Source organism: Enterocloster alcoholdehydrogenati, from assembly GCF_013282095.1.
Classification (GTDB): domain Bacteria; phylum Bacillota; class Clostridia; order Lachnospirales; family Lachnospiraceae; genus Enterocloster; species Enterocloster alcoholdehydrogenati.
In genome coordinates, this window is the sequence record NZ_BLTJ01000013.1 from 1 (window position 1) to 21,607 (window position 21,607).

Sequence of the window (21,607 nt, forward strand, 5' to 3'; positions counted from 1 at the left end):
AGAGGTGGAAGTGCAGCAATGTACGGAGCTGACTGATACTAATCGGTCGAGGGCTTAACCAGACGGTATAGGAGCAGGAGAGAGTTGTTGTGGCTTGGTAGTTCAATATGTGGTTTTGAAGGTATGTATATACCTTTGAAAATGGCCCGGTGGCTCAGCTGGTTAGAGCGCCGCCCTGTCACGGCGGAGGTCGACGGTTCGAACCCGTTCCGGGTCGTTTTTCTTCTTAATACATTTGCTGATAATTTTACAGTTGGGGTCTTAGCTCAGCTGGGAGAGCATCTGCCTTACAAGCAGAGGGTCACAGGTTCGAGCCCTGTAGGCCCCATTGAATGTATTATTTATCAGAAAGTGTGTATAATATCAATATGGGCGAATTCCCGAGTGGCCAAAGGGGACAGACTGTAAATCTGCTGGCACTGCCTTCGGTGGTTCGAATCCACCTTCGCCCACTAAAATGCAGGTTGACAAATTGTCGTCAGGCATTTATACTAAATATATTAGCGCGGGGTGGAGCAGTCTGGAAGCTCGTCGGGCTCATAACCCGAAGGTCGTAGGTTCAAATCCTGCCCCCGCAATTTTTTATGCTTAGGCATAAGGAAAAGGCCCAGATAGCTCAGTTGGTAGAGCAGAGGACTGAAAATCCTCGTGTCGTTGGTTCGATTCCGACTTTGGGCATTAACGTAGGAGAATTACCTTTTCATGGGTGGTTCTCTTTTTTTGTATTTACATCCCCTTCGTAGGATTTCCTATATCAAAAAAGGTAGTCCTATTTACAGAAGGGAGCGGAAACTATGCAGAAAATCAGCATGACAAAGAAGAACCATCTGACAGCAAGCGAAGCATTTGAATTATTTATTAGAAAGTGTAAAATCAAAAATCTAACAGATTTATCTATTGAATCTTATCAGAAAAAAATGGTTCATTTCTGGGAGTTTTATGGGAAAGATACTTTAGTGGAATTGATTTCATCTGATACAATAGATGAATATATTCTATGGCTCAGAGAACACACAAAAGGAAATGACATTACCATTAACTCCTACCTAAGAACTATTCGAGCGTTTCTTTATTATTGTATGGAATGCGGATATGTTTCACATTTTAAAATCCAACTTATAAAAGCAGAAAAAGAAATCAAAGAAACATATACAGATGAAGAATTGTTAAAGTTGTTAAGCAGACCCGATATGGAATCCTGTTCTTTTTCTACCTATAAGACATGGGTATTTGAAAATTATTTATTAGGAACTGGGAATAGAATCAGTACTGCTTTAGAAATCAAAATAAATGATATTAACTTTAATGATGGTATGATTACACTGAGAAAGACAAAGAATAGAAAGCAACAGATTATACCACTCTCAAACACGCTAGGAGACATTCTACAGGAATATTTGGTTATACGTGGAGGAAGTCCTGATGATTATCTTTTTTGTAACGAATATGGCTTACAAGCGTCTTGCAGAACATATCAGCAATTAGTTAGACGATACAATATAAAACATAATGTCAATAAAACATCCTGCCATGCATTCCGCCATACGTTTGCTAAGAATTTTATTATGGCTGGTGGCGATATGTTCCGCTTACAGAAAATATTAGGACATAGTGATTTAACTGTGACAAAAGAATACGTTGCTATTTGGGGACAAGATTTACAGATTGATTTTGAAAAATTTAATCCACTGGATCGCTTAAAAAAGAATAAAACAATAATAAGAATGTAAGTATGAGGGATGCCCTAAAACAGGGTGTCCCTATTTTAATATACGAAAGGAGTATTCATGGTAAAATCTGATTTAATTAATTTAACGCAAAGACAATTTACTGATGTTATGGAACGGGAAGCCATAGAAATAGAGGACTATTATACACATGAAAAATATAAAGTAATATTCAGAAAATCCAGTCGAGGAGCAAAATCGAATGATTCTGTAATCATTTTCTATCCACAAAATACCAATATACAGAAAGGAACTATGTTTCTGTTAAAAGGTGAGAAGTATCTGGTAATGACAAAAGACGCTTTAGAGAGTGATGTGTATTTTACTTCTGGAGCATTTAGATGTAATGCTAATGTAATTGTATATGAAGGTAGTACTGCTAATGGAACCAGAAATGCAGCATGGTATCATGAAGTACCATTTGTAGTAAATACATTATCTGGAGTAAATCCCTCTGGTTCTTTTATAGAAATTGTGAATGGAAATTTATCTATGCACACAAGTCAACAGGATTTCTTGGATAATGTGGAAATCAATAATGAAATATTAGATTTTGGTGGACGATATGAAATTGTTAATAACTTCTTTTTAGATGGTATTCATAACTTATATTTAAAGAAAAACCAAATCAATTCCAATGATAAGTATGTGGGTATTTTATATGTGAATGATTTATATGTAGGACAAGAGATTCCATTACATAGCATTATTGTTAATACAGAAAATTATAATTCTTACAAAAAGGATTTTGGTAATGAAGAATACACAGTATCCAATGATGCAGCACAGATAAAGGATGGAGTATTAACTGCAATGAAAGAGGGTACATTTACAATTACTTTAAAAAATCCTATTGGTGGCAGAGATTACACTTCACCTGTAATTACTGTTGGGAATAAAAAACCTGATCCGCCTGATCCAGAAGAACCAGTTATTACATGGGAAATTAGTGATGATTTTGTAAGTGGCGATACATTATATTATTCACCAGAAGCATTTGGATATAATGATTATAATGTAACAGCAACACCATCTGAAGAAACAGATTTAGTACCTTCATGGAAAATATTTTTTGATGGAGAAGAATATACAGATGAAGATATTGTAGACTATATTCGGATTGATTTAAGCAATCCTTATATTTATCATTTTACTCTTATCAATAAAAACTTAGTGGGTTATGAAATTAGAATAGAAGCATGGGTTGATGGTATCAAAATAGGGAGTACTCCTGATGCGAGAGTTCGACAATGATGATGAACACTTGATGATTTATGATGCTTAAAAAAGTCAATAAAACTAAACAAAATAATAAATCTCAGTAAGTATACTATTGAATGGCAAATGTATGCAAGATATAACGAGAAATGTAAAATCTACCACTTTTTTAAAATGCTAAAAACTCAATAGAATAATAGGGAAAATTATAATAATTTTCATCTCAATAAGCCTGCTATAATGAAGAAGATAGTGGACAATAATTATTCATGAGTTATTACAGAGTGTTGAACCAAAACTAAGAGAAACCAAAAAGAGTGAGTGTTTTTAAAATGCTAATAATTCAATAGAATAATAGAAAATTTTATAATATTTTTTATCTTAATAAGTCCGCTATTATGAAGAAGATAGTGGACACTTAACTGTTTTTAGCAATGAAAAACATCAATAAAACTAAGCAGAATAATATGTGATGGATTATCCATATATGAAGAGTATTTTTATATTCCGACATTTATAAAAACGATACCTAAAAATTTCAATGAAACTTGACAAATTTATAAATTGGAATAGAGGTACTTTAGGAAAGAAGAACAGTTAAAATTATGATGTCGTGTTTTGCGACACCATCTATTACTGATTAACGGGCGAAATTTTTCGCCTGTTGAATCTTACTTCCAAATGTATTTTAGACAGCGGAAAATGCCAATAGTGTTACAGAAAATTAAGGTTATGAATTCGTCCGTTATATGAGAGGGAAACAAAAAATGTCCCACCAGTTCATGAAAGTTATATTTGTAAAAAAATCTATGTAGACAAAAAGAAATTATAAAATATATTTTCTATTAGATATGCCCCTTTTAGGGAGAGTAAAAGAACAAAAAATGTCACGTTATAGAAAATATACTAAATCACTAAAAACTTCAATAAAACTAAGCAGAATAATATTTTAGCGTAACATAAAATACGCCCCTTTTAGGGAAAGTATTGAGCAAATAAAAAATATCTTTAAATGTGGACTCGTAGTTATAATAAAAGTATATTTTATATAGGAAATATGCATATAGTAAAAACTAAGATAATGACAATAAGGGGACGGGCAAAAATGTAAACATACTCGCCCCCATTGCTTAGATGAATAAAGTATAAAGCCAAAATTTTATGGTAAGTTTTGATGATTTTGTAGTAGGTTCAAACCCTGCCTCCTCCAAATTAAAGTATAAATCATCTGGGCGAAATAAAAATAAGGATACGAGGATTTATCCTGCCACTGGTTGCCAAAATAAATACGTTTGTAAAAGGGAACTTGTTTACACAGGTTCTTTTTTTGTTATAAAAATTTATATAAATTTTATATCTGATTTTTGATTATCCGCATAAACACTATACTTTCAAGCATTTTGAAATATAGGAAAGCACTCATTTTACCACGAATTTACCACGATTGAATGAGCCTTGATATGACGTAAGAATTTGAAAAGGACACCGTATAGTTTGGTGTCCTTTTACATGAAAATCATTAGTCGCTATTGATTGTTATTATACATTTTGTTAATTGTTCTTATTTCTTTTACGTTTTTTACCGAATAAAACAGCTAATACACCGGTTGAACCAGCAAACATAGAAGTAAACAATCCTACGTTTGTCATATCACCTGTTTTTACAGGGTTCTTTTGTCCGCTAGGCTTTGTTGGAGTAGTTGGCTTGCTCGGTTTCTGTGGCTGTTGTGGACTTACAGGTTTATTTGTTGCTTTTTCTTTTACGGTAACTGTAATTGTTTTTTCAGTAATTGCACCATTTTTATCTACTACACGGAAAGTTACATGATAAGTGCCAGCCTTAGAAGTATCTACATCATTTGCAATAATGTTATCTTTTGTTAAAATAATCGTTCCGTCCTCTTTATCTGTTGCTGTCACATTTGCCAATGGATCGAACGTATCGCCTACATTCAATGTAACATCATTTGCTGAAATGATTGGAGCAGAGTTAAGGTCGCCTGTATTTTGTTTCACAGTTACAGTAATCGTTTTTTTAGCAGAAGCTCCGTTTTTATCTGTTACTTTATAAGTCACATGGTAAGTACCAGCCTTAGAAGTATCTACATCATTTGCAACAATATTATCTTTTGTCAAAGTGATAGTTCCGTCCTCTTTATCTGTTGCTGTTACATTTGCCAATGGGTCGAAAGTATCGCCTACATTCAATGTAACATCATTTGCAGAAATAGTTGGTGCTGTATTATCTTCTCCTTGTGAGTTTAACGATAATTCTACTTTTAAAACAACGTTTCCGTCTTTATAAGTACCGCAATCATACTCATAAGTAACTGGTTTTTTTACATCATCTACCGTTATAATTCCTGTATCTTTATCTAAAGTTCCATTTGCAGTAACTTTTACTTTTGAAATATCTATTCCTTGTTCAACATCTTTTTTTAAGTCGATTTTATTCCCTTTAATATCAATATAACCGTTGCCTACAAAAGCATGATTATTTTCAAGAACTTTATTCTCTCCGACATTTAACCAGTATAAATCATCGCAAATTAATTTTTTAATTTTTGTGTTTTTACTTATATCAAGACCTCTTATCCCTTGTTCAAAAATTTCACCGCAACGTAGCATTTCAAGTTCTAAATTATTGCTTAAATCTAACAATTGCTTCATTTTTACTGTTTAAAATACGTCTTAATTCTTCAAGTATTTTGAGTTCTTCCTTCTCCATAACTACGCCCCATTCTTTTTTTGTATAGTAATATTGTATCATTAGGAATCACAAATCACAAGTGATTTGTGATTAATCACTTGTGATTTGTGATAAGTGATTTGTGATTAATATATAAAAGCCCTGTTTAAAGGGCTTTTATGCTTATTTTGAAAAAGAGATAAAATCAATATATCCCTTTTCTCCGATTTTTACAACGGCATTGTAGGACTTTTTCTCTTTGTTTTTGATTCCTTTTACCAGGGTTTCTTTTCCTTCTAGTAATTCTTTTACATTTGTTTTGGTTAGTTTTTTCTTTCTAAAGTGTTCAGCTAAAGTAAACTTACATTCAGGATAATTTGAACAACCATAAAACGATTTTTTTAACACAATATTGTTGCCACACTTAGGACATTTTCCTACAAGGGGTCCCGAGCGCTTAGTGGGAATTTGTACCCCTTATCGATACAAATTCCCCGTAGGCGCTAGGGACCTCTTTAGCTTCTTGGAAGCTGTCAGTAGTATATCTAATAATTTATCTCCATTCCCTTTAGTAACGTGTAACTTTCCAAATTTAAAAAAGCGACTCATAGAATTATTTCCTCCCGTTAAATAATAGATAACTATTAAAAATAGACAATACTTGCTCATAAGTAACGGTACTTAAATTGTTTACTTTGGCGTGTTTCATTGCTTGATGAAACTGATTTTTAGTAAACAGTTGACGATATTCTCGATTGACCCATTTTGAAACAAAGTACGTATATAGCTTCCAATATTTATCTGGAACATCTGTGGTATGGCGGGTAAGTTTTATTAAGACACTGTTTACTTTTGGTTTAGGATGAAAGCATTCCGCTGGCAGCTTAAGCAATTGCTGAATCGAGACTTGAGTGTGCAAGAGCAACCCTAGTGTTCGGTGAATATCCAAGGTACGCTTGTAGAATCCTTCTTCAACAATCAGATAGATGTCAGACGCATGGCTTTCAAAAACCACTTTTTTAATAATTTGTGTGCTTAAATGGTAAGGAATATTCCCAACAATTTTATACCTCTGTTTGTTAGGGAATTGAAACTGTAGAATATCTTGGTGAATTAAAGTGACACGAGTATTCAGTTTTAATTTTTCTGACGATAAGTTGAATAGATGACTGTCTAATTCAATAGACGTTACCTGTTTACTTATTTTAGCCAGTTTCGTCGTTAAATGCCCTTTACCTGTTCCAATTTCGTAAACGGTATCGGTTTCTTTTAAATTCAATTGTTTTATTATTTGGTTGAGTACTTTTTCACTCGTTAAAAAGTTTTGAGAATATTTTATATTTTTGTTCATGTAATCACTCCTCGTAAAATATATTTTAGAAAGATAAATTGTTTCTTTCTAAGTGTTTCATTTAATTTTTTAATAGTTGTATCATGACAAAAAAGGCGTGTCAGTTTTGTGTTTTTTGTTACATCTAATTCAGCTATATTTGTCCTATAACATGATAGTTGTTTCAAATTAGGGTTCTTACTTATATCAAGTGTTTTTACTTTTGTATCTCCTATATCTAAAGTGACTAATTGCGGATTATGTGTGACATCAAGTTCCATTAATCCTGTATTGCTACAAGATAGTTGTTCTAAGTTAGGATTGTTTGTTACATCTAAATTGGAAATAGAGGTACTATCTGCAAATAACGTATTCAATTTTTCATTCTTAGATACATCAAGACTGTTAATTGATGTATTATCGCAAACGAAAGCTTCCAAATTCGGATAACGTGTTAAATCAACGCTTCCTACTTTTGAAGAACGACAATCTAATCTTTTTAAAGATGAGTTTTTAACCGGACTTAAGTCTGAAACAGAAGTCGTAGAAACATCTAAAGACTGCAAATTTGTTAGATATTGAATACCCTCTAATGAAGATATCGTTTTCATACCATGTAAGTTTAAGAATTGGGCTTTTGATATTTCATCAACAGATAACACACTATCGCCGTCTTTATCAAATTCTGCAATGATTTGTTCTCTAAATACTTTGTCTGGAAAATGTGTTTCATCAATAGCAATGCTTCCAGCTTTTACTTCTGTATTTTTGCTTGCTTCAACGGTCTTATCTTCGGTAACCACTTCTTTTTCTGGTGTTGCAGGTGTTTCCTGTTTTGTACTTTCTTCTTTTAAAGTTTCTGCATTTTCAGCAGTTTCTTCCTGTTCCTTGTCTGTTATATTCTCTTGTACTTCTGCGTTTTCTGTTTTCTGTTCCACAGGAACTTGCTCTGTCTTGTTTTCTTCTACAACGGCTTCCTGCACAACTTCTGTGTTTTCCTGTGCCATGACAGGAGTAGGAAGCCCTGTAAGTGCAGTTGTTGTTCCAATCATCAATGCGGAACTTACTGCAAGGACTTGTTTTTTCTTCATAGTTTGTTCACTCCTTATTTTTCATAAATTCTTTGCATAGAAAAACGCACAAACTCCCCCTTATAACTGGATAATCTGTGCGTTCTGTTTATTATTGATAGAATTGAAAAAAGGGCAGAATTTACTTGTCTGTCTGTCTGTCTGTCTGTCTGTCTGTCTGTCTGTCTGTCTGTCTGTCGCAAGCGTAACAATGTGTGAACATGACTGTCAACCCTTTCTTTCAAAAAAATTCAATCCTTGCTTCTATACAAAAAACATTATACTGGAAACAAACACTTCTTTCAATCTTTTTATGCGTGCAAGATAAAAAAATTGAGACATCACACTTTTCCTTTTTTCCTCTTGAGTACCCACAACAGAAAAGAAAAAACCCTGTCAAGAGCTTGCCACCATTGGTGGTGCTTTGCACTCTTGATCGGGCTTTTTGTTTGCTGTATCTTCTCGCAAGAGGAAAAAGATTACTCGTCCTCATCATCAAAATGGTTATTCCTTAATACTTCCCGTAACAGTTCCATATCCTCTTTTGAGTTCGGATTTATCATTTTCACGACTTGATAAGGTGTCCTATATTTATGTCCCTCTATGCTTTCCCCAAACATATCCATACTGTATAAATCATCATAGCGGTCTAGTAATTTTTGAAACTTCAAATGCTGGATAAATTCTTTGATTGGGTAAAGGTCGGACGCTTCAATGCTTTTCCCGTTGATATAGTCTGTAATGTATTCCCGTAACTTTTCCAATTCATATTCCAGCCATTCTTCCTCGCTGTCAAAGAAGTTATCATAGTGTCCGTGTTTCAGTTCTGCATTTAGACGTTCTTCTGTTCTTAAAAACTGACAGACTTCTTTTTCAGACTGATTGACATACTTCCATTCTCCCGATAATAATTCATTCGGCGTTACGTCCAGCACTTCCATTATCTTTTCCAGCGTTTCATAAGCAGGATAGTTCAACCCTCTTTCAATCTTGGAAAGGCTCTGCATATTGATACCGATTTTGTCCGCAAGTTCCTGTTGTTTCATTCCCCTAAATTTTCTTATGGTCTGTATATTATTTCCTAAATGGCTTATTTTCATTGCACAACCCTCCATATCTCGTTATATCTTCACTGTTATAAGTCTATCATGCTTAATATGATTTGTAAAGACAAAAAAAGATATTGACAAATAAGCATATAAGAATTACTATGCTATTGTGAGTGAATAAGCACAATAGCATGAAATACAAAAACATTCAAAAAGAAATACCCATCTGATTAAACCCGTAGATATGAATATTGGTTGAAATGGAACTTGTTAGAAAAGGCAAAACAGGACTTGCTGACAAAGTATTTCTGACACGGTGGCGGAAGCCTCTCAGGCTTACCGCCATGACACCTTGTGTCAAGGGGAAGAAATGCTTTGTCGGCTGGCGAGCCTGCGAGCCTTGACTGTGCCCCCGTTATCTAACAGGGGGGCACTATTTCACAAAAGACAAGTCAAAAACCATACAACCCCAAACCTGTGAGTAGTAATGAGAAGTTTTAAGAAGATAGTAATTTCACATTCTTTTGAATAGTGGTTTACAGGTATTTCAAGGCTGTTGTGGGATTGGAGGAATACAATGAACAATTTAGAATTTGCACTTGAAATGAAGAACAAACGTCTTGCAAGCGGTCTTTCACAAGGAGAACTTGCAAGTCTTACCCATGTATCAAGATATAGTATCAACCGCTTTGAGAACGGAAAAGCCAACGCAAGTAAAGAAACACAGAACATTATCCTGCGTTGTCTGAATTACTATGTCTGTGATAAGCCTTTTTATCTGCTCGTTGATTATCTGTCTGTCCGTTTTCCAACGACTGACGCATTAGAAGTTATCCGAAAGGTGCTTGGCATGAAAGCGGACTATTTTATCCATTATGACTATGGGTATTATGGCTATAAGGAGCATTATGCCTACGGGGAAATCAAGGTCATGGCTTCTGATGATGAACACATGGGTGTATTTTTAGAATTAAAAGGGGCAGGCTCACGCAACATGGAATATGTCTTACAGGCACAGAACAGGGATTGGTATTCATTTTTAAACCGCTGTCTTGACTGTGGCGGTGTTATCCGACGTTTTGACTTGGCAATCAATGATATGTGCGGTCTGCTGGATATTCCCGTTTTGTCTGAAAAATACAAAAATGGCGGTGCGGATTGTCGCTGTAAAAACTATGAAAATGTACAAGGTGGAAAACTAAGCGGAAAAAACCGTAATTTAGCAAGTACCCTTTATATCGGCTCAAAGGCAAGCACAAAATATTTCTGCCTGTATGAAAAACAAAAGGAACAGGCAACCAAAAAGAAACATACGGATATTATCAACCGTTTTGAAATTCGTCTGCGTGATAAAAAGGCAGTACAGGCAGTTGAGGAATTGTTATTGACATATAACCCTCATGGGTTGGTGTTTTACCTTATTACTGATTTTGTGCAATTTCCCGATTATCCGCTGTGGGAGATATTCATTTCCCATGACAGTTTACCTTTTGAAATGAACCCCGTACCTGTCAATATGGAACGCACTCTGCAATGGCTGGAAAGACAGGTCATGCCGTCAATCGTGATGATAGAGGAAATCGACAGGCTGACAGGCTCAAACTACATGAAAATGATTGATGAATGTACCCACCTTTCCGAAAAACAGGAAATGCTTGTAGAACAGATGTGTACGGATATAGCAGATGTAATCGAAAGTGAGGGGGTGTTTTATGAGTAATGCACAGGATATTCCCGTATGGGAAAAATATACCCTTACCATTGAAGAAGCGTCAAAGTATTTCCGTATCGGAGAAAACAAGTTAAGACGCTTGGCAGAGGAAAACAAGGACGCTGGCTGGCTCATTATGAATGGCAACCGCATACAGATTAAACGCCGACAGTTTGAACAGGTTATTGACAAATTGGACGCAATCTAATGCAAATGAGCCTTGTATGTGTTATGATGAACACAAGTCATATCAAGGCTCTTTCCAACAAGGAAAGGAGCAGACACCATGAAAGAAAAAAGACGGGATAGTAAAGGACGTATCCTGCATACTGGAGAGAGCCAACGAACAGACGGAAAATACTTATATAAATATGTAGACGCATTTGGAAACACAAAATATGTGTATGCTTGGAGATTGACACCCACAGACCCGACACCAAAGAAAAAACGGGAAAAACCCTCACTTCGTGAACTGGAACAGCAGATAAGACGGGATATTGAGGACGGTATCGACAGCACAGGCAAGAAAATGACACTTTGCCAACTTTATGCCAAACAGAACGCACAGAGAGCAAATGTGAAGAAAAGTACACAGAAACAACGGGAACAACTCATGCGGTTATTGAAAGAGGACAAGTTAGGTGCTAGGAGCATTGATACGATAAAACCCTCTGACGCTAAGGAATGGGCGTTACGCATGAAAGATAAAGGCTTTTCCTATAACACCATTAACAACCATAAACGCTCGTTAAAAGCGTCATTCTATATCGCCATACAAGACGATTGTGTAAGGAAGAACCCTTTTGATTTTAAGTTAAGTGAAGTCCTAGAAAATGATACCAAAGAGAAAGTCGCATTAACAGAGGAACAGGAACAAGCCTTACTCTCATTTATCAAGACAGACAATGTGTATCACAAGCATTATGATGATGTGCTGATACTGTTAAAGACTGGACTTCGTATCTCGGAACTGTGCGGACTGACAGTAGCTGATATTGATTTCAAGAATGAAGTTGTAATTATCGACCACCAGTTACTAAAGAGCAAGGAACAGGGCTATTATATTGAAACGCCTAAGACGAAAAGCGGAATAAGACAAGTGCCATTAAGTAGAGAAACAATACAGGCATTTCAACGGGTTATGAAGAAACGCCCAAAGGCAGAACCATTTGTGATAGACGGACAGAGCAATTTCTTATTTGTCAATCATAAAGGCAAGCCCAAAGTTGCGATTGATTACAACGCCTTATTTGTCCGTATGGTAAAGAAATATAACAAGCACCACAAGGACAATCCCTTGCCACATATCACACCGCATACGCTACGCCATACATTCTGCACAAGACTGGCAAGCAAGAACATGAACCCAAAAGATTTACAGTATATCATGGGACATTCAAACATTAGTATCACAATGAACTGGTACGCTCATGCGTCCATAGATACCGCAAAATCAGAGGTTCAGCGTCTAATCGCATAGAAGTATTTACCACGATTTTAACCACGCTTGATAGCGAAAATATAAGAAGATAGACCTAGATATGTGAGGTTTACCACAAAAGCAAAATGCCCGTAGAGCCTATAAAATAAGGCTTTGCGGACATTTAAGGAGATATAAAAAGATAGTCAAAAAGACATATATAATTTAAATCAAACGACATTTAAAGTAGGGACAAACAGAACTCTGTAACGAGGGCGAAGTAACTACAGAAAGGAAAGACAATGGATTTAAAAGAATTGAATTTAACAGATGAGCAACTTGCTTCCGTTGAAAAATATCTGCAATCTGAAACAGATAAGGTCAGAACCAAATATGTACAAGAGTTGGCGAAATATAAGCCAGAAGAAAAGACAGAAGCAGAAATTAAATTGGATGAACGTATAAGGGCACTTGAGGAACGAGAAAAGGAACTCATTTCCAAAGAACGCTCTGCTGCTATCGCCAGCAAATTAAAAGAGAAAGGACTTCCAGAGGACTTTGCTTCATTTATTTCTGTTGGTGAGAACATTGAGGAAGATATTGAAAAGGTAGGTACAGCCCTTGGCAAATACTTTCTCAACAGTAACTTTAAACCCGAACAACATGCTAATAACCAAGGAATCACAAAAGACCAGTTCAGAAAAATGTCCTACATGCAGAGATGCAAATTATATGAAGAAAATCCTGAACTATATAAAATCCTTAGTAGATAAAAGCAGATAATTAAAAGGGGAATCAAATGGATGTATCACAAATTGAACATTTGATTACAGCACTTGGTTTTCCAATAGTATGTGTCATTGCTTTGTCCTTTTTCATATGGAAAATATGGCAGAAAAATTGTGAGCAAAACGAAAATAGAGAGGAAAAATTGTATGCTGTAATCAGTGAAGCGCAGGAACAGAATAAGGAACTTAGCAAAACAAATTCTGAATTCGTATCGGTGCTGAAATCTTACAAAGATGATTTAAAGGAAATAAAGGATGACGTAATTTATATTAAACAGGAATTAGAAAGGTAAGGTAAAGAAATATGGCATTGGTAAATAAAAAGACAATGATTGTTCCAGATATTTATGCTTCTATCGTAACAGAAAAAGTAGAAGGACAGGTAAAAGTGGCACAATTAGCAGATAATCTTGGTTCACTAATGGACAAGGAGGTTGGCGAAACAGTTACATTTCCAGTATGGAAACGTATTAATGACGCTGAAGATATTGAGCCAGGAACCGCAATGACAAGTGTGGACATGGAACAGAAATCCAGCACAGCAACGATTAAGATGATTGCTGCTCCTGGTATCAGAGTATACGATTATGATAATGTAGTTGCCCTTGGTAACGCAATTCAGGAAGGTGCTGCACAGCAAGGTACTTCTATTGCACGTAAATTAGATATTGATTTAATCAATGAAGCAAAAAAGACAGCATTTAAGAAACAACTTGCAGCCAAGAATATTATTACAGAAGATGAATTACTTGGTGCATTAGAAATGTATGGTGATGATCGTGATACGGCTGATTTTGCAGCAATTGTAGTACATAGCAAATTTGCAACTTCCTTCTATAAGATGGATGGATTTGTAAAAAGAGATTTAACGTATGTAGCAGACAACAATGCTTCAACTGTTGTAAACGGTGTCATTGGCTCCTATATGGGTATTCCAGTAGTGCTCTCTGATAGATTATACGATACTACCAATACAGAAGGATATGTTCTTATTGTAAAGAAACATTCTCTTGGATATATGCCAAAAGAAAATCCATTTGTAGAAACAAACAGGGATGCCTCTAAGAGATTAACCGAGGTATTCTGTTCTCAAATTTACGCTGTAAAACTAATTGATGAAGCAGGAATTGTACTTTGTCAGAGCGTAGTAGGATAAAATTAAACAACATAAATAAACACAAACTTAGATAAGAGTACGCATTCAGTGCGTATCTTGTTTTTTATTAAGGGGTGTCTGACATTATGTTGGATGCCCCTTTTTTTATTTTGAAAGGGAGCATAGATGGGATTATTTAGCGGATTATTTGGAAAGAAAAAACCAAGAATATATTCTGGAAAAAATCCTCCTAAAGGTTTTATTGATGCTGCAAAGTTCGGAAAAACAAAAGGAGGATTTGCTGGCGGCTATGGTGTGTGGACATTTGGAAATATTATAGATGCACATTCATCTCCAGAAGATATTGTAGAGGAATTTGGTTTAGATGAAGATAATTGTCCCTATGGAAATTGTTATGAACGGGCATATAGGGAATGCTGGCAAAACGCAGCATTAGAAGCAATTGGACTTGTTGCATTTGGAAATGCGATTGAACCAGATGAGTTGATTGATTTTGGCGAAGTACAGGAACTTGCTTATACATATGCTGTACAGTTAGCAGAAGCATATATTGCTGGGGATGTATGGATTCCCAGAGAAATTATAGATTGGGCGTATTATGATGTGTCTGATCACAACAGATAAGGGGTGGGAAGTATGTTAAATGGGGAGCAACTGAAACGAGTAAGGGAATTACGTGGAATTAGTCAATCCATGTTGGCAAATTATTTAGGTATTACCAACAGATATATTATTTACTGCGAGCAAGGAGTTTATGAACCAGCAGAAGATTTATATGAAAGATGGATTAATGCTCTTTACTGCAATGAAATTTATAATGCAAGCAAACGAAAAGTAAACAGTTCCGCTGACCTTAAAAAAAATAAAAAACTTCTGGAACAACAGAAGAACGATAACAAGTGTAGGTAGACCTACCACTGTAAACAAAATGAAAAATGATGAGTAAAAGGAGACTAAAACAATGAGAAAGATGAGAAGATATGAAACAAGAATATACAGAATTATTACCAAAATGGGTAAACACAAACGATTTGGATTTAGTCCTCAGTGATGATATTGATAGTCTGACCAGTTGTGCTTTATTAGAAAAAGAAAAAGGTTGGAATATTCGATACTTTTATGATTTTGGACATATGTATTTTAGCAAAGAATTACTGAAAACATATAAAAAATTAGGATTAAATAAGCAGTGTTACATTGATGTGGCAGTAAAAAAAGGATATGCCATAGATAATCATGTAAGCAATTTAAAACAAGATGATTTATGGAATCAAGACATGATTAACATCAATACCTTTGGCAACTCCAGCAATCAATGTTATACCAACAAATATAGCGGAAGTACTTTATTAGAAGTGTGGAGTATATTGAATTATCCGCTTCCAGAAACAGAAGAAGGAAAAATGATTTTACTTGCAATTGACAGTTCCTTCTTGGGTTTTTATAGTAATAAATTTCATGATACTCAACATCATTATCTGGTAAATATCCTTGGATTTGAAGAACTTTATGAAGTAATTCAGCGTCATGAAAAAACAGATTTTGACTGCATCATAAATAAATATCATTTAAAACAGAAAATAAGATTTGACAATAAAAGATTAAAAACAGAACTGGACTTGCCAACGATAGGGAAACTTCTTGGAATAGAAATTACCTTGCCGTCAGGCGAGTTCATTTGTTATAGAGATTTTGAAGTTAAAGAATGTAATGTACAGCAATATCAGGAAACGAAAGTATTTTCATTAGCATTTACATATAGAAACAAAATGAGATACAGCAAGGAGATAGAAAAAATAGCATGAGAAAAAATTGGATTGTATATAAAGCCAGCATTGCAAGGGAACTGCTCCGCAAAGGATATACCATTATTGATATTAAGCCAAATAGGGAACAGCCGCTCGCAAGCATATTTATTTTTAAAAATGAAACAGGATTAGAAGAAGAATTACAGAGGTTTATTTAGAAGGGATTGCTGAAATGCATCCCTTTTATTGATTGAAATAAAAAGAAGGAGTTAGGAAGATGAACGAATATTTATATGAGATTACAAAAGATTTACCAGATGATGAATGGTATGAGATTAGAAAGAGAAAAAAGAAAAGTCATTATAACGATTATGCAGAAGTGGAGGATGAATTATGGAACACACAAGAGTCATTAAACGTATTAGATTAGCAAATTATTTAAGTGAACATGGAATAGATTTTGAATACAGCAGGATTGATTATGATAATCCTAAATATAAGGTATTTGTCTATAAAAGAACTCAAGAATTAGATGAACTGATTGAGGAATATTATTCTGAATTAAAGAAGATAAAAGAGTAAAGCAACGCTGCCATCCCTCTTTAGAGGGTGCAAAAAATTATCTATTACTTATTTTTATCTATTACTTATTAAGTGACAGTTAGGCACAAAAAGTGTCCCATTCTGTCACCATGGTAGGTGTCAATTGGGCACAAAAAATGTCCTAACTGTCACCATGAAGAATTTACTTGTGTTAGGAGAAGAAGCGAATGAGAGATATTTATATTGTTAAAAGAATTTTAGAGGATAAGCGGTTATCAGATAGAGCATTCTGTATTTGGGCTGCATTGCAACCATTCAGTCATAACAAGATGGATTTATTGTTTAGTATTGATTATATAGGTTATCTGCTATACGGTAAAATGCCGTCAAGGAAAGAAAGTATGAAGGTACAGGATGGATTTGATGAACTGGTTTCTTCTGGTTTTATTAAAATAAATCAGAAAATAGGAAAGAATGAATTCCTGTGTGATGTGACTGGCCTGTATTTTGAACGTGGATCAGAATATTTTGTGGTAATTACTTCTGATGAATTAAATACTATTATGAATCTGGACACGAAAACAGATAAATTTCAGTTATTCAGATATTTTGTCAGTTTGGTCGGATGCTTTAATCACAGCAGTAAGTTAGAGGAAGAATATAAAGGAAAAGTCTGTGGGATAGCACTTGATAATGTAAATTCCTTAATCAATAAAAGAACGGCTATACGCTATAACGAATTGTTAGAGCAGAATCATATTATCTATGTATTCCGTTTTGAGGACATTTTGTTATCTAAGACGTTTGATAACGAAATCACAAGAATTCCTAATGCTTATAGTCGATATAAAGATAAAGATATTTGTATCAAATTTGCAATTCACTATCAGAATAATTATGGCTGGAACAATCTGAAGGAACGTAAAACCAGTGATATTGCAAATGCAAACAAGAGCAGAGGCTTAGCCCAGAAATATACTGCTTTGTGTCGAGGTAAAGCATATGATTTAAAGACCATAAAAGAAATTTACGAATGGGCTATTAATTGGAATAAAAAACAGAAAGCACTTTATGATGAAGAAATTTCAAAAGGAAACACACCAGAATTATTAGAAAAAGATTTAAGTATATTTGATGAATATATAAAAAATAAGGAGGAAGTAGCATGAAAGACAGAAGAAATAGTATGAGAGACAGGTACGAGGAGTGTTGCAAAATGAATAATGAAATTATTAAGGTTATTAGAGCAGAAATGTACGCCCCCGATTCCGATACGGATTATCTAATGGCATTGTGTGATGTCTGGGACAAAGCCAAAGAAGCATTGAAAATGTATGAACCACTAACAGTATATGATGATACATATGTTGAGAATGAAGGAGATACCGATGAATAGTTTGCTCGACAAATTGTGTTCTGCTACAGATAAAGAACATGCGTTATTTCTAATCTGGCACAACAACAAACAGGAAGATAAGAAATTTAAGGACTTAGAACTTCCGCTGTCAAAGGATATATATGAGGAATGGCTTATCACACTTTAAGAACTAATCGGCCAAACAAACGACGTATTTTCCGCATGAATATATGGAAATATTCGTAGGATTCAAAGTCCTATAAACGAAAAGACACAAAAAATACGATAAATTCAAGGAAAATATACCGGAAGTGAAAGGAAAACGGGACAAGAAAAGTTATTGTAATATTGCACAAAGGGTGGGAATGAAATAGAAGTAACTATTCTGTGCATGATGTATAGAAAACGAATGGCTTTTTGTGCAATATTTTTGGAGAAGAAAATGGTGAGAAAAGTTTGTGTCGTTACAAACAAATGTTTGGTTACGATGGCGCTATGATGATGCGTCGCGGTAATACGTCACCCTAATAAAGAATGCTATTTTTTCCTTATCTGTAAAAATCCCCGCAGGGAAAATTTTAACTTATCTCCTCTTCATGGCTTTAATCAAATTCATCAACGCAGTTATTTCATCATCACTTAAACCAGATAAATCAATCTCCTGCTTTCGTTCCAATCCTAATAAATAGTCCGTACTTACATTAAAGATTTTGGATATATGAATTAATACATCATATGAAGGAAGTCGTAACCCTGTTTCGTAAGCAGAAATAACAGATTTTGTAAGTCCTAGTTTTTGTGCTAACTGTGCTTGCGTCATATTCTTTTTAACTCTAAGTGTCTTTAAGGTGTTACCAAAGTCAACCATTCAAATACCTCCTAGTGAATAATATCCTATATTATGTATTTGATAGGTGGATTATATATTGTTTTAGTTGACTTTGCCTTATGTATGATTTATAATATATTTAAACTTGAATTCTTCATAGGCAAATAAAAAATATTATAAATGATTATAAAATGGCTCGGATTGTATTTTTGAAAAATAATGGGAGGTATAAAATATGAGTTATACAAGAAGAAGCAAGAGAGGAAGATATTACAAAACAGGATGCTATGTTGCAACATGTGTATATGGATCGTATGATTGTCCTGAAGTTTGGACATTGAGGAGATTTAGAGATTATACTCTTGATTCGACATGGTATGGACGAGCGTTTATTAAATTATATTATGCAATTAGTCCTACAATTGTAAAATTTTTAGGGAATAAGAAATGGTTTAAGAATTTCTGGAGAGTGCGGTTAGATAAAATGGTTGCAAAATTAAATGAAAATGGAGTAGAGGGTACATATTACAAAGACAAATATTGATTAAACAAGGACTCTGCATTCTACAGAGTCCTTGTTTGATTTTCTGGACTATATCTGAATCCAATGTTATACTCACTTTATCTTTTAGTGGTTTCATACAATCCTACCATCCTTTTTGGTTAGTATAGTATTGAATTGCATAAAATGTTATATTATACTACTAAGTAGGATAAAGTAGGATTTCTTGTATGGTGGGTATGAAAATATGGATAATATATATTTTTATGGAAAAAAATCGAGAAAATGTTCATTAAATAATTGTAATGGTAGATTAAGACCTGTCCAGTTAATGACTAAAAAGAACTCTAAAAATGCTACTAAAAATATTTGTCTTTGTTTAAGGCGTTGTAATAAATGTGGATGTTATTATATGTCAAATTCTCTTTATCATATATTTAAACAGTACGAATGTGCAAATGACTTTTATATTATTGATTCCGATGGACAGAAAGAAGGGAACATAACAACAATAAAAAAACGTGCAGGAAAACAAGGGTACTGTATTAAGTGTGGTGCTCCAGAATACAGAGAAGGAATAGGTTATTGCTGGGAATGCTATAAAGACCAAAGAACGGGATATTAAGGAGGGTGTGTCATGTCAAGAGGGCGTAGGGCAGAGGGATTTCCTTCACATATTGAATACTTAAAACCACTAAGAAAAAAGAAGAAAGCAATATCTATAGCAAAAAAAATCTGTAAAAAAAATATGGTACAGAAAAATTATGCCAATACACCTCTTGAGAGATATAAAATGGCAAATGAATGTGCCTATTTCAACAAGGATACCAATAAATGTAAATTGATTAAAAAGGGGAATATTTTAGAGACAAATAATTGTAGAATACTTGAAACGTATGAGTGTGTTTTAAAGGATAGATCTTAATCTAAAAGATAGGAGAAACAGTATGACAAGAATATCAAAAGGCGCACCAGCAAAAGGATGTCCACCAAAAGGCAGTTGGGGAGATCGTTATGTAATTGAGAACACAAATGAAAGTAAACGAGTGTCATGTAGGCATTGTGTGAATTATTGCGAAGATGATAAATCTTGTAATGTTATGCCCTTTTATGTCCCAGAGAACGGATATGGCTATTGGAAATATTGCAAAAAATTTATGCTTTCTCCTGAATTTAACGATAGTCATTTTATAGACATAGTAGAACGAGTAAAAGGTGCAGAATATATTCAGCATTCAAATAACAATTTACAAGAGAAGAAAAAATCTACAACGACTAATAAAAAGAAAAAAGAAAATAATGAGAATGATTCCAAAAAACGTGCTCAAGAAATTCAGAAATTATGGGATGCTAGACACAATTTTTTAAGGAATATCATTTATGTATGTGTCTCTAAGAAAATAAACTTTATTGATATTTGGGACAAGTTACACTATCAACTAGATTCCAAGGGTAGAAAAAAAGATGATTTTCCATTAATTGATGAAGAAGTGTATAGAGTTTTTTCGGAGTATTTAGAAATCCCATTTACGAAACTATATAGTGATAAAGCGATTACTAATAAAATGGAAAAACTACTAATAAAATTACTAGAAGACAAATCTTTATTTTGGTTAAGTGAGGAGTTGTGGGAGTATTGTCCTTTGATGGATGAAGATGAGTATCCAGATGACTTTTGGTATGGCGCATTGGATTATTGGACAACTGAACATGAACATATAAGGGTTGCGTTTTCAAATGAACAAGATGGAATTTTTCTTAGTTTTGTTCCTCATTCATTACAAAATTTATTGATGGATTTGTACTGTGAAGACATATTCTATTTCAAAAGCGAAAAGTTGAAAAGAGTGTTTATAGATAAACTTAATGATCGCTTATGGAGTTCTTATGGTAAGTATGATGTTAGTAGTACAATAAAAATTAGGCATAATGGAACACTTATATCATCCCCAATTTATAGATGTATAAACAATAATCATAATGCAGATAAACAATGGGCGGCAATAGATATTGTATTACCTGATGGAAAAATTATCACAAGATATCTCTATAGTACTCATTGCGCAAAATGTGGGAAAACTTACGCGTTAGAGAAAGACATTGATGAATTAAATGAAATGGGCGTTCTATTATGTGAAATTGACAAAGAAGATTTGAATGAGCATTTAGACACAAAATCACCAGATTATGAGTATTTGTTAATACAACAAAAATTAGAGAGATATGGATATATTGTTGGGAATAATAATAAAAAATTGACAGATATGCAAAGGACAATTATCTTGGATAATATAGTAAAAAATAAAGTGGAAAGCCCTAATAATCTTGTTAATTTTTTGAATTGGTTAATTACAAAGAGTATTTCTGAATCTAATTACTCATATGTTCCGAATAGTATATTAGATGAATGGAGATATGATAGAGAATACTTGAAAAGTCATGAACTGTATAAAATACCGCAAAAATGGACAACCAAGAAAAAATAGTGTAGAAAGGATTACGGCAAAGC

26 protein-coding genes and 5 tRNA genes are annotated in these 21,607 nt (G+C 34.1%); 25 read left to right on the forward strand and 6 right to left on the reverse strand.

Going from position 1 to position 21,607, the window contains the following annotated elements:
- The first annotated feature begins 143 nt into the window (after window positions 1-143).
- The 7 genes from HW447_RS14075 to HW447_RS14105 all read left to right on the forward strand — a co-directional run bounded on the left by HW447_RS14075 (window position 144) and on the right by HW447_RS14105 (window position 2,981).
- Window positions 144-217 (forward strand) — tRNA-Asp (locus tag HW447_RS14075).
- A gap of 38 nt (window positions 218-255) precedes the next feature.
- Window positions 256-328 (forward strand) — tRNA-Val (locus HW447_RS14080).
- Window positions 329-370: 42 nt separating this feature from the next.
- Window positions 371-452 (forward strand) — tRNA-Tyr (locus tag HW447_RS14085).
- Window positions 453-504: 52 nt separating this feature from the next.
- Window positions 505-578: transfer RNA gene (locus HW447_RS14090), tRNA-Met, on the forward strand.
- Window positions 579-605: 27 nt separating this feature from the next.
- Window positions 606-678 (forward strand) — tRNA-Phe (locus tag HW447_RS14095).
- Window positions 679-794: 116 nt separating this feature from the next.
- On the forward strand, window positions 795-1,730 hold the full coding sequence (locus HW447_RS14100) for a tyrosine-type recombinase/integrase (protein WP_176255772.1): 936 nt from the start codon (window positions 795-797) through the stop codon (window positions 1,728-1,730).
- Window positions 1,731-1,787: 57 nt separating this feature from the next.
- Entirely contained in the window at window positions 1,788-2,981 is a 1,194-nt protein-coding gene (locus HW447_RS14105) for a hypothetical protein (RefSeq protein ID WP_176255773.1), read from the forward strand.
- Between the two features lie 1,515 nt (window positions 2,982-4,496).
- Here HW447_RS14105 and HW447_RS14110 read toward each other — a convergent pair.
- The 5 genes from HW447_RS14110 to HW447_RS14135 form a co-directional block, all read right to left on the reverse strand.
- Window positions 4,497-5,615: an immunoglobulin-like domain-containing protein gene (locus HW447_RS14110; RefSeq protein WP_308464087.1), complete on the reverse strand. Its 1,119-nt coding sequence runs from the start codon at window positions 5,613-5,615 to the stop codon at window positions 4,497-4,499.
- A 202-nt stretch (window positions 5,616-5,817) separates the two neighbouring features.
- Window positions 5,818-6,102 carry a topoisomerase C-terminal repeat-containing protein gene (locus HW447_RS14120; protein ID WP_074074849.1) on the reverse strand — a complete coding sequence of 95 codons (285 nt, stop codon included), beginning with the start codon at window positions 6,100-6,102 and terminating at the stop codon, window positions 5,818-5,820.
- Between the two features lie 145 nt (window positions 6,103-6,247).
- Window positions 6,248-6,985, reverse strand: a complete 738-nt coding sequence (gene erm(B) / locus HW447_RS14125) for a 23S rRNA (adenine(2058)-N(6))-methyltransferase Erm(B) (RefSeq protein ID WP_002321849.1) — start codon at window positions 6,983-6,985, stop codon at window positions 6,248-6,250.
- The gene (locus HW447_RS14130; protein ID WP_243176310.1) at window positions 6,982-8,055 is read right to left on the reverse strand and encodes a leucine-rich repeat domain-containing protein; all 1,074 of its coding nucleotides are present in this window, start codon (window positions 8,053-8,055) and stop codon (window positions 6,982-6,984) included. The genes erm(B) and HW447_RS14130 overlap by 4 nt, the downstream gene beginning before the upstream one ends.
- Window positions 8,056-8,513: 458 nt before the next feature.
- Window positions 8,514-9,134, reverse strand: coding sequence for a helix-turn-helix domain-containing protein (locus tag HW447_RS14135; RefSeq protein ID WP_009242236.1), 621 nt, complete (start codon window positions 9,132-9,134; stop codon window positions 8,514-8,516).
- A gap of 526 nt (window positions 9,135-9,660) precedes the next feature.
- On the opposite strand from HW447_RS14135, the gene HW447_RS14140 reads away from it, so the two are divergent.
- The 14 genes from HW447_RS14140 to HW447_RS14205 all read left to right on the forward strand — a co-directional run bounded on the left by HW447_RS14140 (window position 9,661) and on the right by HW447_RS14205 (window position 17,806).
- Window positions 9,661-10,803: an XRE family transcriptional regulator gene (locus tag HW447_RS14140; RefSeq protein ID WP_004610987.1), complete on the forward strand. Its 1,143-nt coding sequence runs from the start codon at window positions 9,661-9,663 to the stop codon at window positions 10,801-10,803.
- Window positions 10,796-11,002, forward strand: coding sequence for an excisionase (locus HW447_RS14145; protein ID WP_002341493.1), 207 nt, complete (start codon window positions 10,796-10,798; stop codon window positions 11,000-11,002). The genes HW447_RS14140 and HW447_RS14145 overlap by 8 nt, the downstream gene beginning before the upstream one ends.
- A 78-nt stretch (window positions 11,003-11,080) precedes the next feature.
- Window positions 11,081-12,274, forward strand: coding sequence for a site-specific integrase (locus tag HW447_RS14150; protein ID WP_176255774.1), 1,194 nt, complete (start codon window positions 11,081-11,083; stop codon window positions 12,272-12,274).
- 242 nt (window positions 12,275-12,516) lie between these two features.
- Entirely contained in the window at window positions 12,517-12,987 is a 471-nt protein-coding gene (locus HW447_RS14155; RefSeq protein ID WP_176255775.1) for a capsid assembly scaffolding protein Gp46 family protein, read from the forward strand.
- A 26-nt stretch (window positions 12,988-13,013) separates the two neighbouring features.
- Window positions 13,014-13,295: a hypothetical protein gene (locus HW447_RS14160; RefSeq protein WP_176255776.1), complete on the forward strand. Its 282-nt coding sequence runs from the start codon at window positions 13,014-13,016 to the stop codon at window positions 13,293-13,295.
- An 11-nt stretch (window positions 13,296-13,306) separates the two neighbouring features.
- Window positions 13,307-14,158: a hypothetical protein gene (locus tag HW447_RS14165; protein ID WP_176255777.1), complete on the forward strand. Its 852-nt coding sequence runs from the start codon at window positions 13,307-13,309 to the stop codon at window positions 14,156-14,158.
- A 126-nt stretch (window positions 14,159-14,284) separates the two neighbouring features.
- Window positions 14,285-14,743, forward strand: coding sequence for a hypothetical protein (locus HW447_RS14170; protein ID WP_176255778.1), 459 nt, complete (start codon window positions 14,285-14,287; stop codon window positions 14,741-14,743).
- Between the two features lie 12 nt (window positions 14,744-14,755).
- On the forward strand, window positions 14,756-15,028 hold the full coding sequence (locus tag HW447_RS14175) for a helix-turn-helix domain-containing protein (RefSeq protein WP_176255779.1): 273 nt from the start codon (window positions 14,756-14,758) through the stop codon (window positions 15,026-15,028).
- 71 nt (window positions 15,029-15,099) lie between these two features.
- Window positions 15,100-15,924 carry a hypothetical protein gene (locus tag HW447_RS14180; protein ID WP_176255780.1) on the forward strand — a complete coding sequence of 275 codons (825 nt, stop codon included), beginning with the start codon at window positions 15,100-15,102 and terminating at the stop codon, window positions 15,922-15,924.
- On the forward strand, window positions 15,921-16,085 hold the full coding sequence (locus tag HW447_RS14185; protein WP_176255781.1) for a hypothetical protein: 165 nt from the start codon (window positions 15,921-15,923) through the stop codon (window positions 16,083-16,085). Before HW447_RS14180 ends, HW447_RS14185 begins: the two co-directional genes overlap by 4 nt.
- Window positions 16,086-16,144: 59 nt before the next feature.
- Window positions 16,145-16,297: a hypothetical protein gene (locus HW447_RS14190; RefSeq protein ID WP_176255782.1), complete on the forward strand. Its 153-nt coding sequence runs from the start codon at window positions 16,145-16,147 to the stop codon at window positions 16,295-16,297.
- Window positions 16,261-16,449 (forward strand): DUF5659 domain-containing protein, encoded by a 189-nt coding sequence (locus tag HW447_RS14195; RefSeq protein ID WP_176255783.1) that lies wholly within the window; start codon window positions 16,261-16,263, stop codon window positions 16,447-16,449. Before HW447_RS14190 ends, HW447_RS14195 begins: the two co-directional genes overlap by 37 nt.
- A 188-nt stretch (window positions 16,450-16,637) precedes the next feature.
- Window positions 16,638-17,579, forward strand: a complete 942-nt coding sequence (locus HW447_RS14200) for a hypothetical protein (protein ID WP_176255784.1) — start codon at window positions 16,638-16,640, stop codon at window positions 17,577-17,579.
- A complete protein-coding gene (locus HW447_RS14205; RefSeq protein ID WP_176255785.1) occupies window positions 17,576-17,806 on the forward strand; it encodes a hypothetical protein in 231 nt (76 codons plus the stop codon). The genes HW447_RS14200 and HW447_RS14205 overlap by 4 nt, the downstream gene beginning before the upstream one ends.
- 544 nt (window positions 17,807-18,350) lie before the next feature.
- On the opposite strand, the gene HW447_RS14210 is transcribed toward HW447_RS14205, so the two are convergent.
- A complete protein-coding gene (locus HW447_RS14210; protein WP_176255786.1) occupies window positions 18,351-18,635 on the reverse strand; it encodes a helix-turn-helix domain-containing protein in 285 nt (94 codons plus the stop codon).
- Window positions 18,636-18,831: 196 nt separating this feature from the next.
- On the opposite strand from HW447_RS14210, the gene HW447_RS14215 reads away from it, so the two are divergent.
- The 4 genes from HW447_RS14215 to HW447_RS14230 all read left to right on the forward strand — a co-directional run bounded on the left by HW447_RS14215 (window position 18,832) and on the right by HW447_RS14230 (window position 21,584).
- The gene (locus tag HW447_RS14215; RefSeq protein ID WP_176255787.1) at window positions 18,832-19,140 is read left to right on the forward strand and encodes a CFI-box-CTERM domain-containing protein; all 309 of its coding nucleotides are present in this window, start codon (window positions 18,832-18,834) and stop codon (window positions 19,138-19,140) included.
- A 205-nt stretch (window positions 19,141-19,345) separates the two neighbouring features.
- The gene (locus tag HW447_RS14220; protein WP_176255788.1) at window positions 19,346-19,723 is read left to right on the forward strand and encodes a hypothetical protein; all 378 of its coding nucleotides are present in this window, start codon (window positions 19,346-19,348) and stop codon (window positions 19,721-19,723) included.
- Between the two features lie 12 nt (window positions 19,724-19,735).
- A complete protein-coding gene (locus HW447_RS14225; RefSeq protein WP_176255789.1) occupies window positions 19,736-20,023 on the forward strand; it encodes a hypothetical protein in 288 nt (95 codons plus the stop codon).
- Between the two features lie 22 nt (window positions 20,024-20,045).
- On the forward strand, window positions 20,046-21,584 hold the full coding sequence (locus HW447_RS14230) for a hypothetical protein (protein ID WP_176255790.1): 1,539 nt from the start codon (window positions 20,046-20,048) through the stop codon (window positions 21,582-21,584).
- Window positions 21,585-21,607 lie beyond the last annotated feature (23 nt).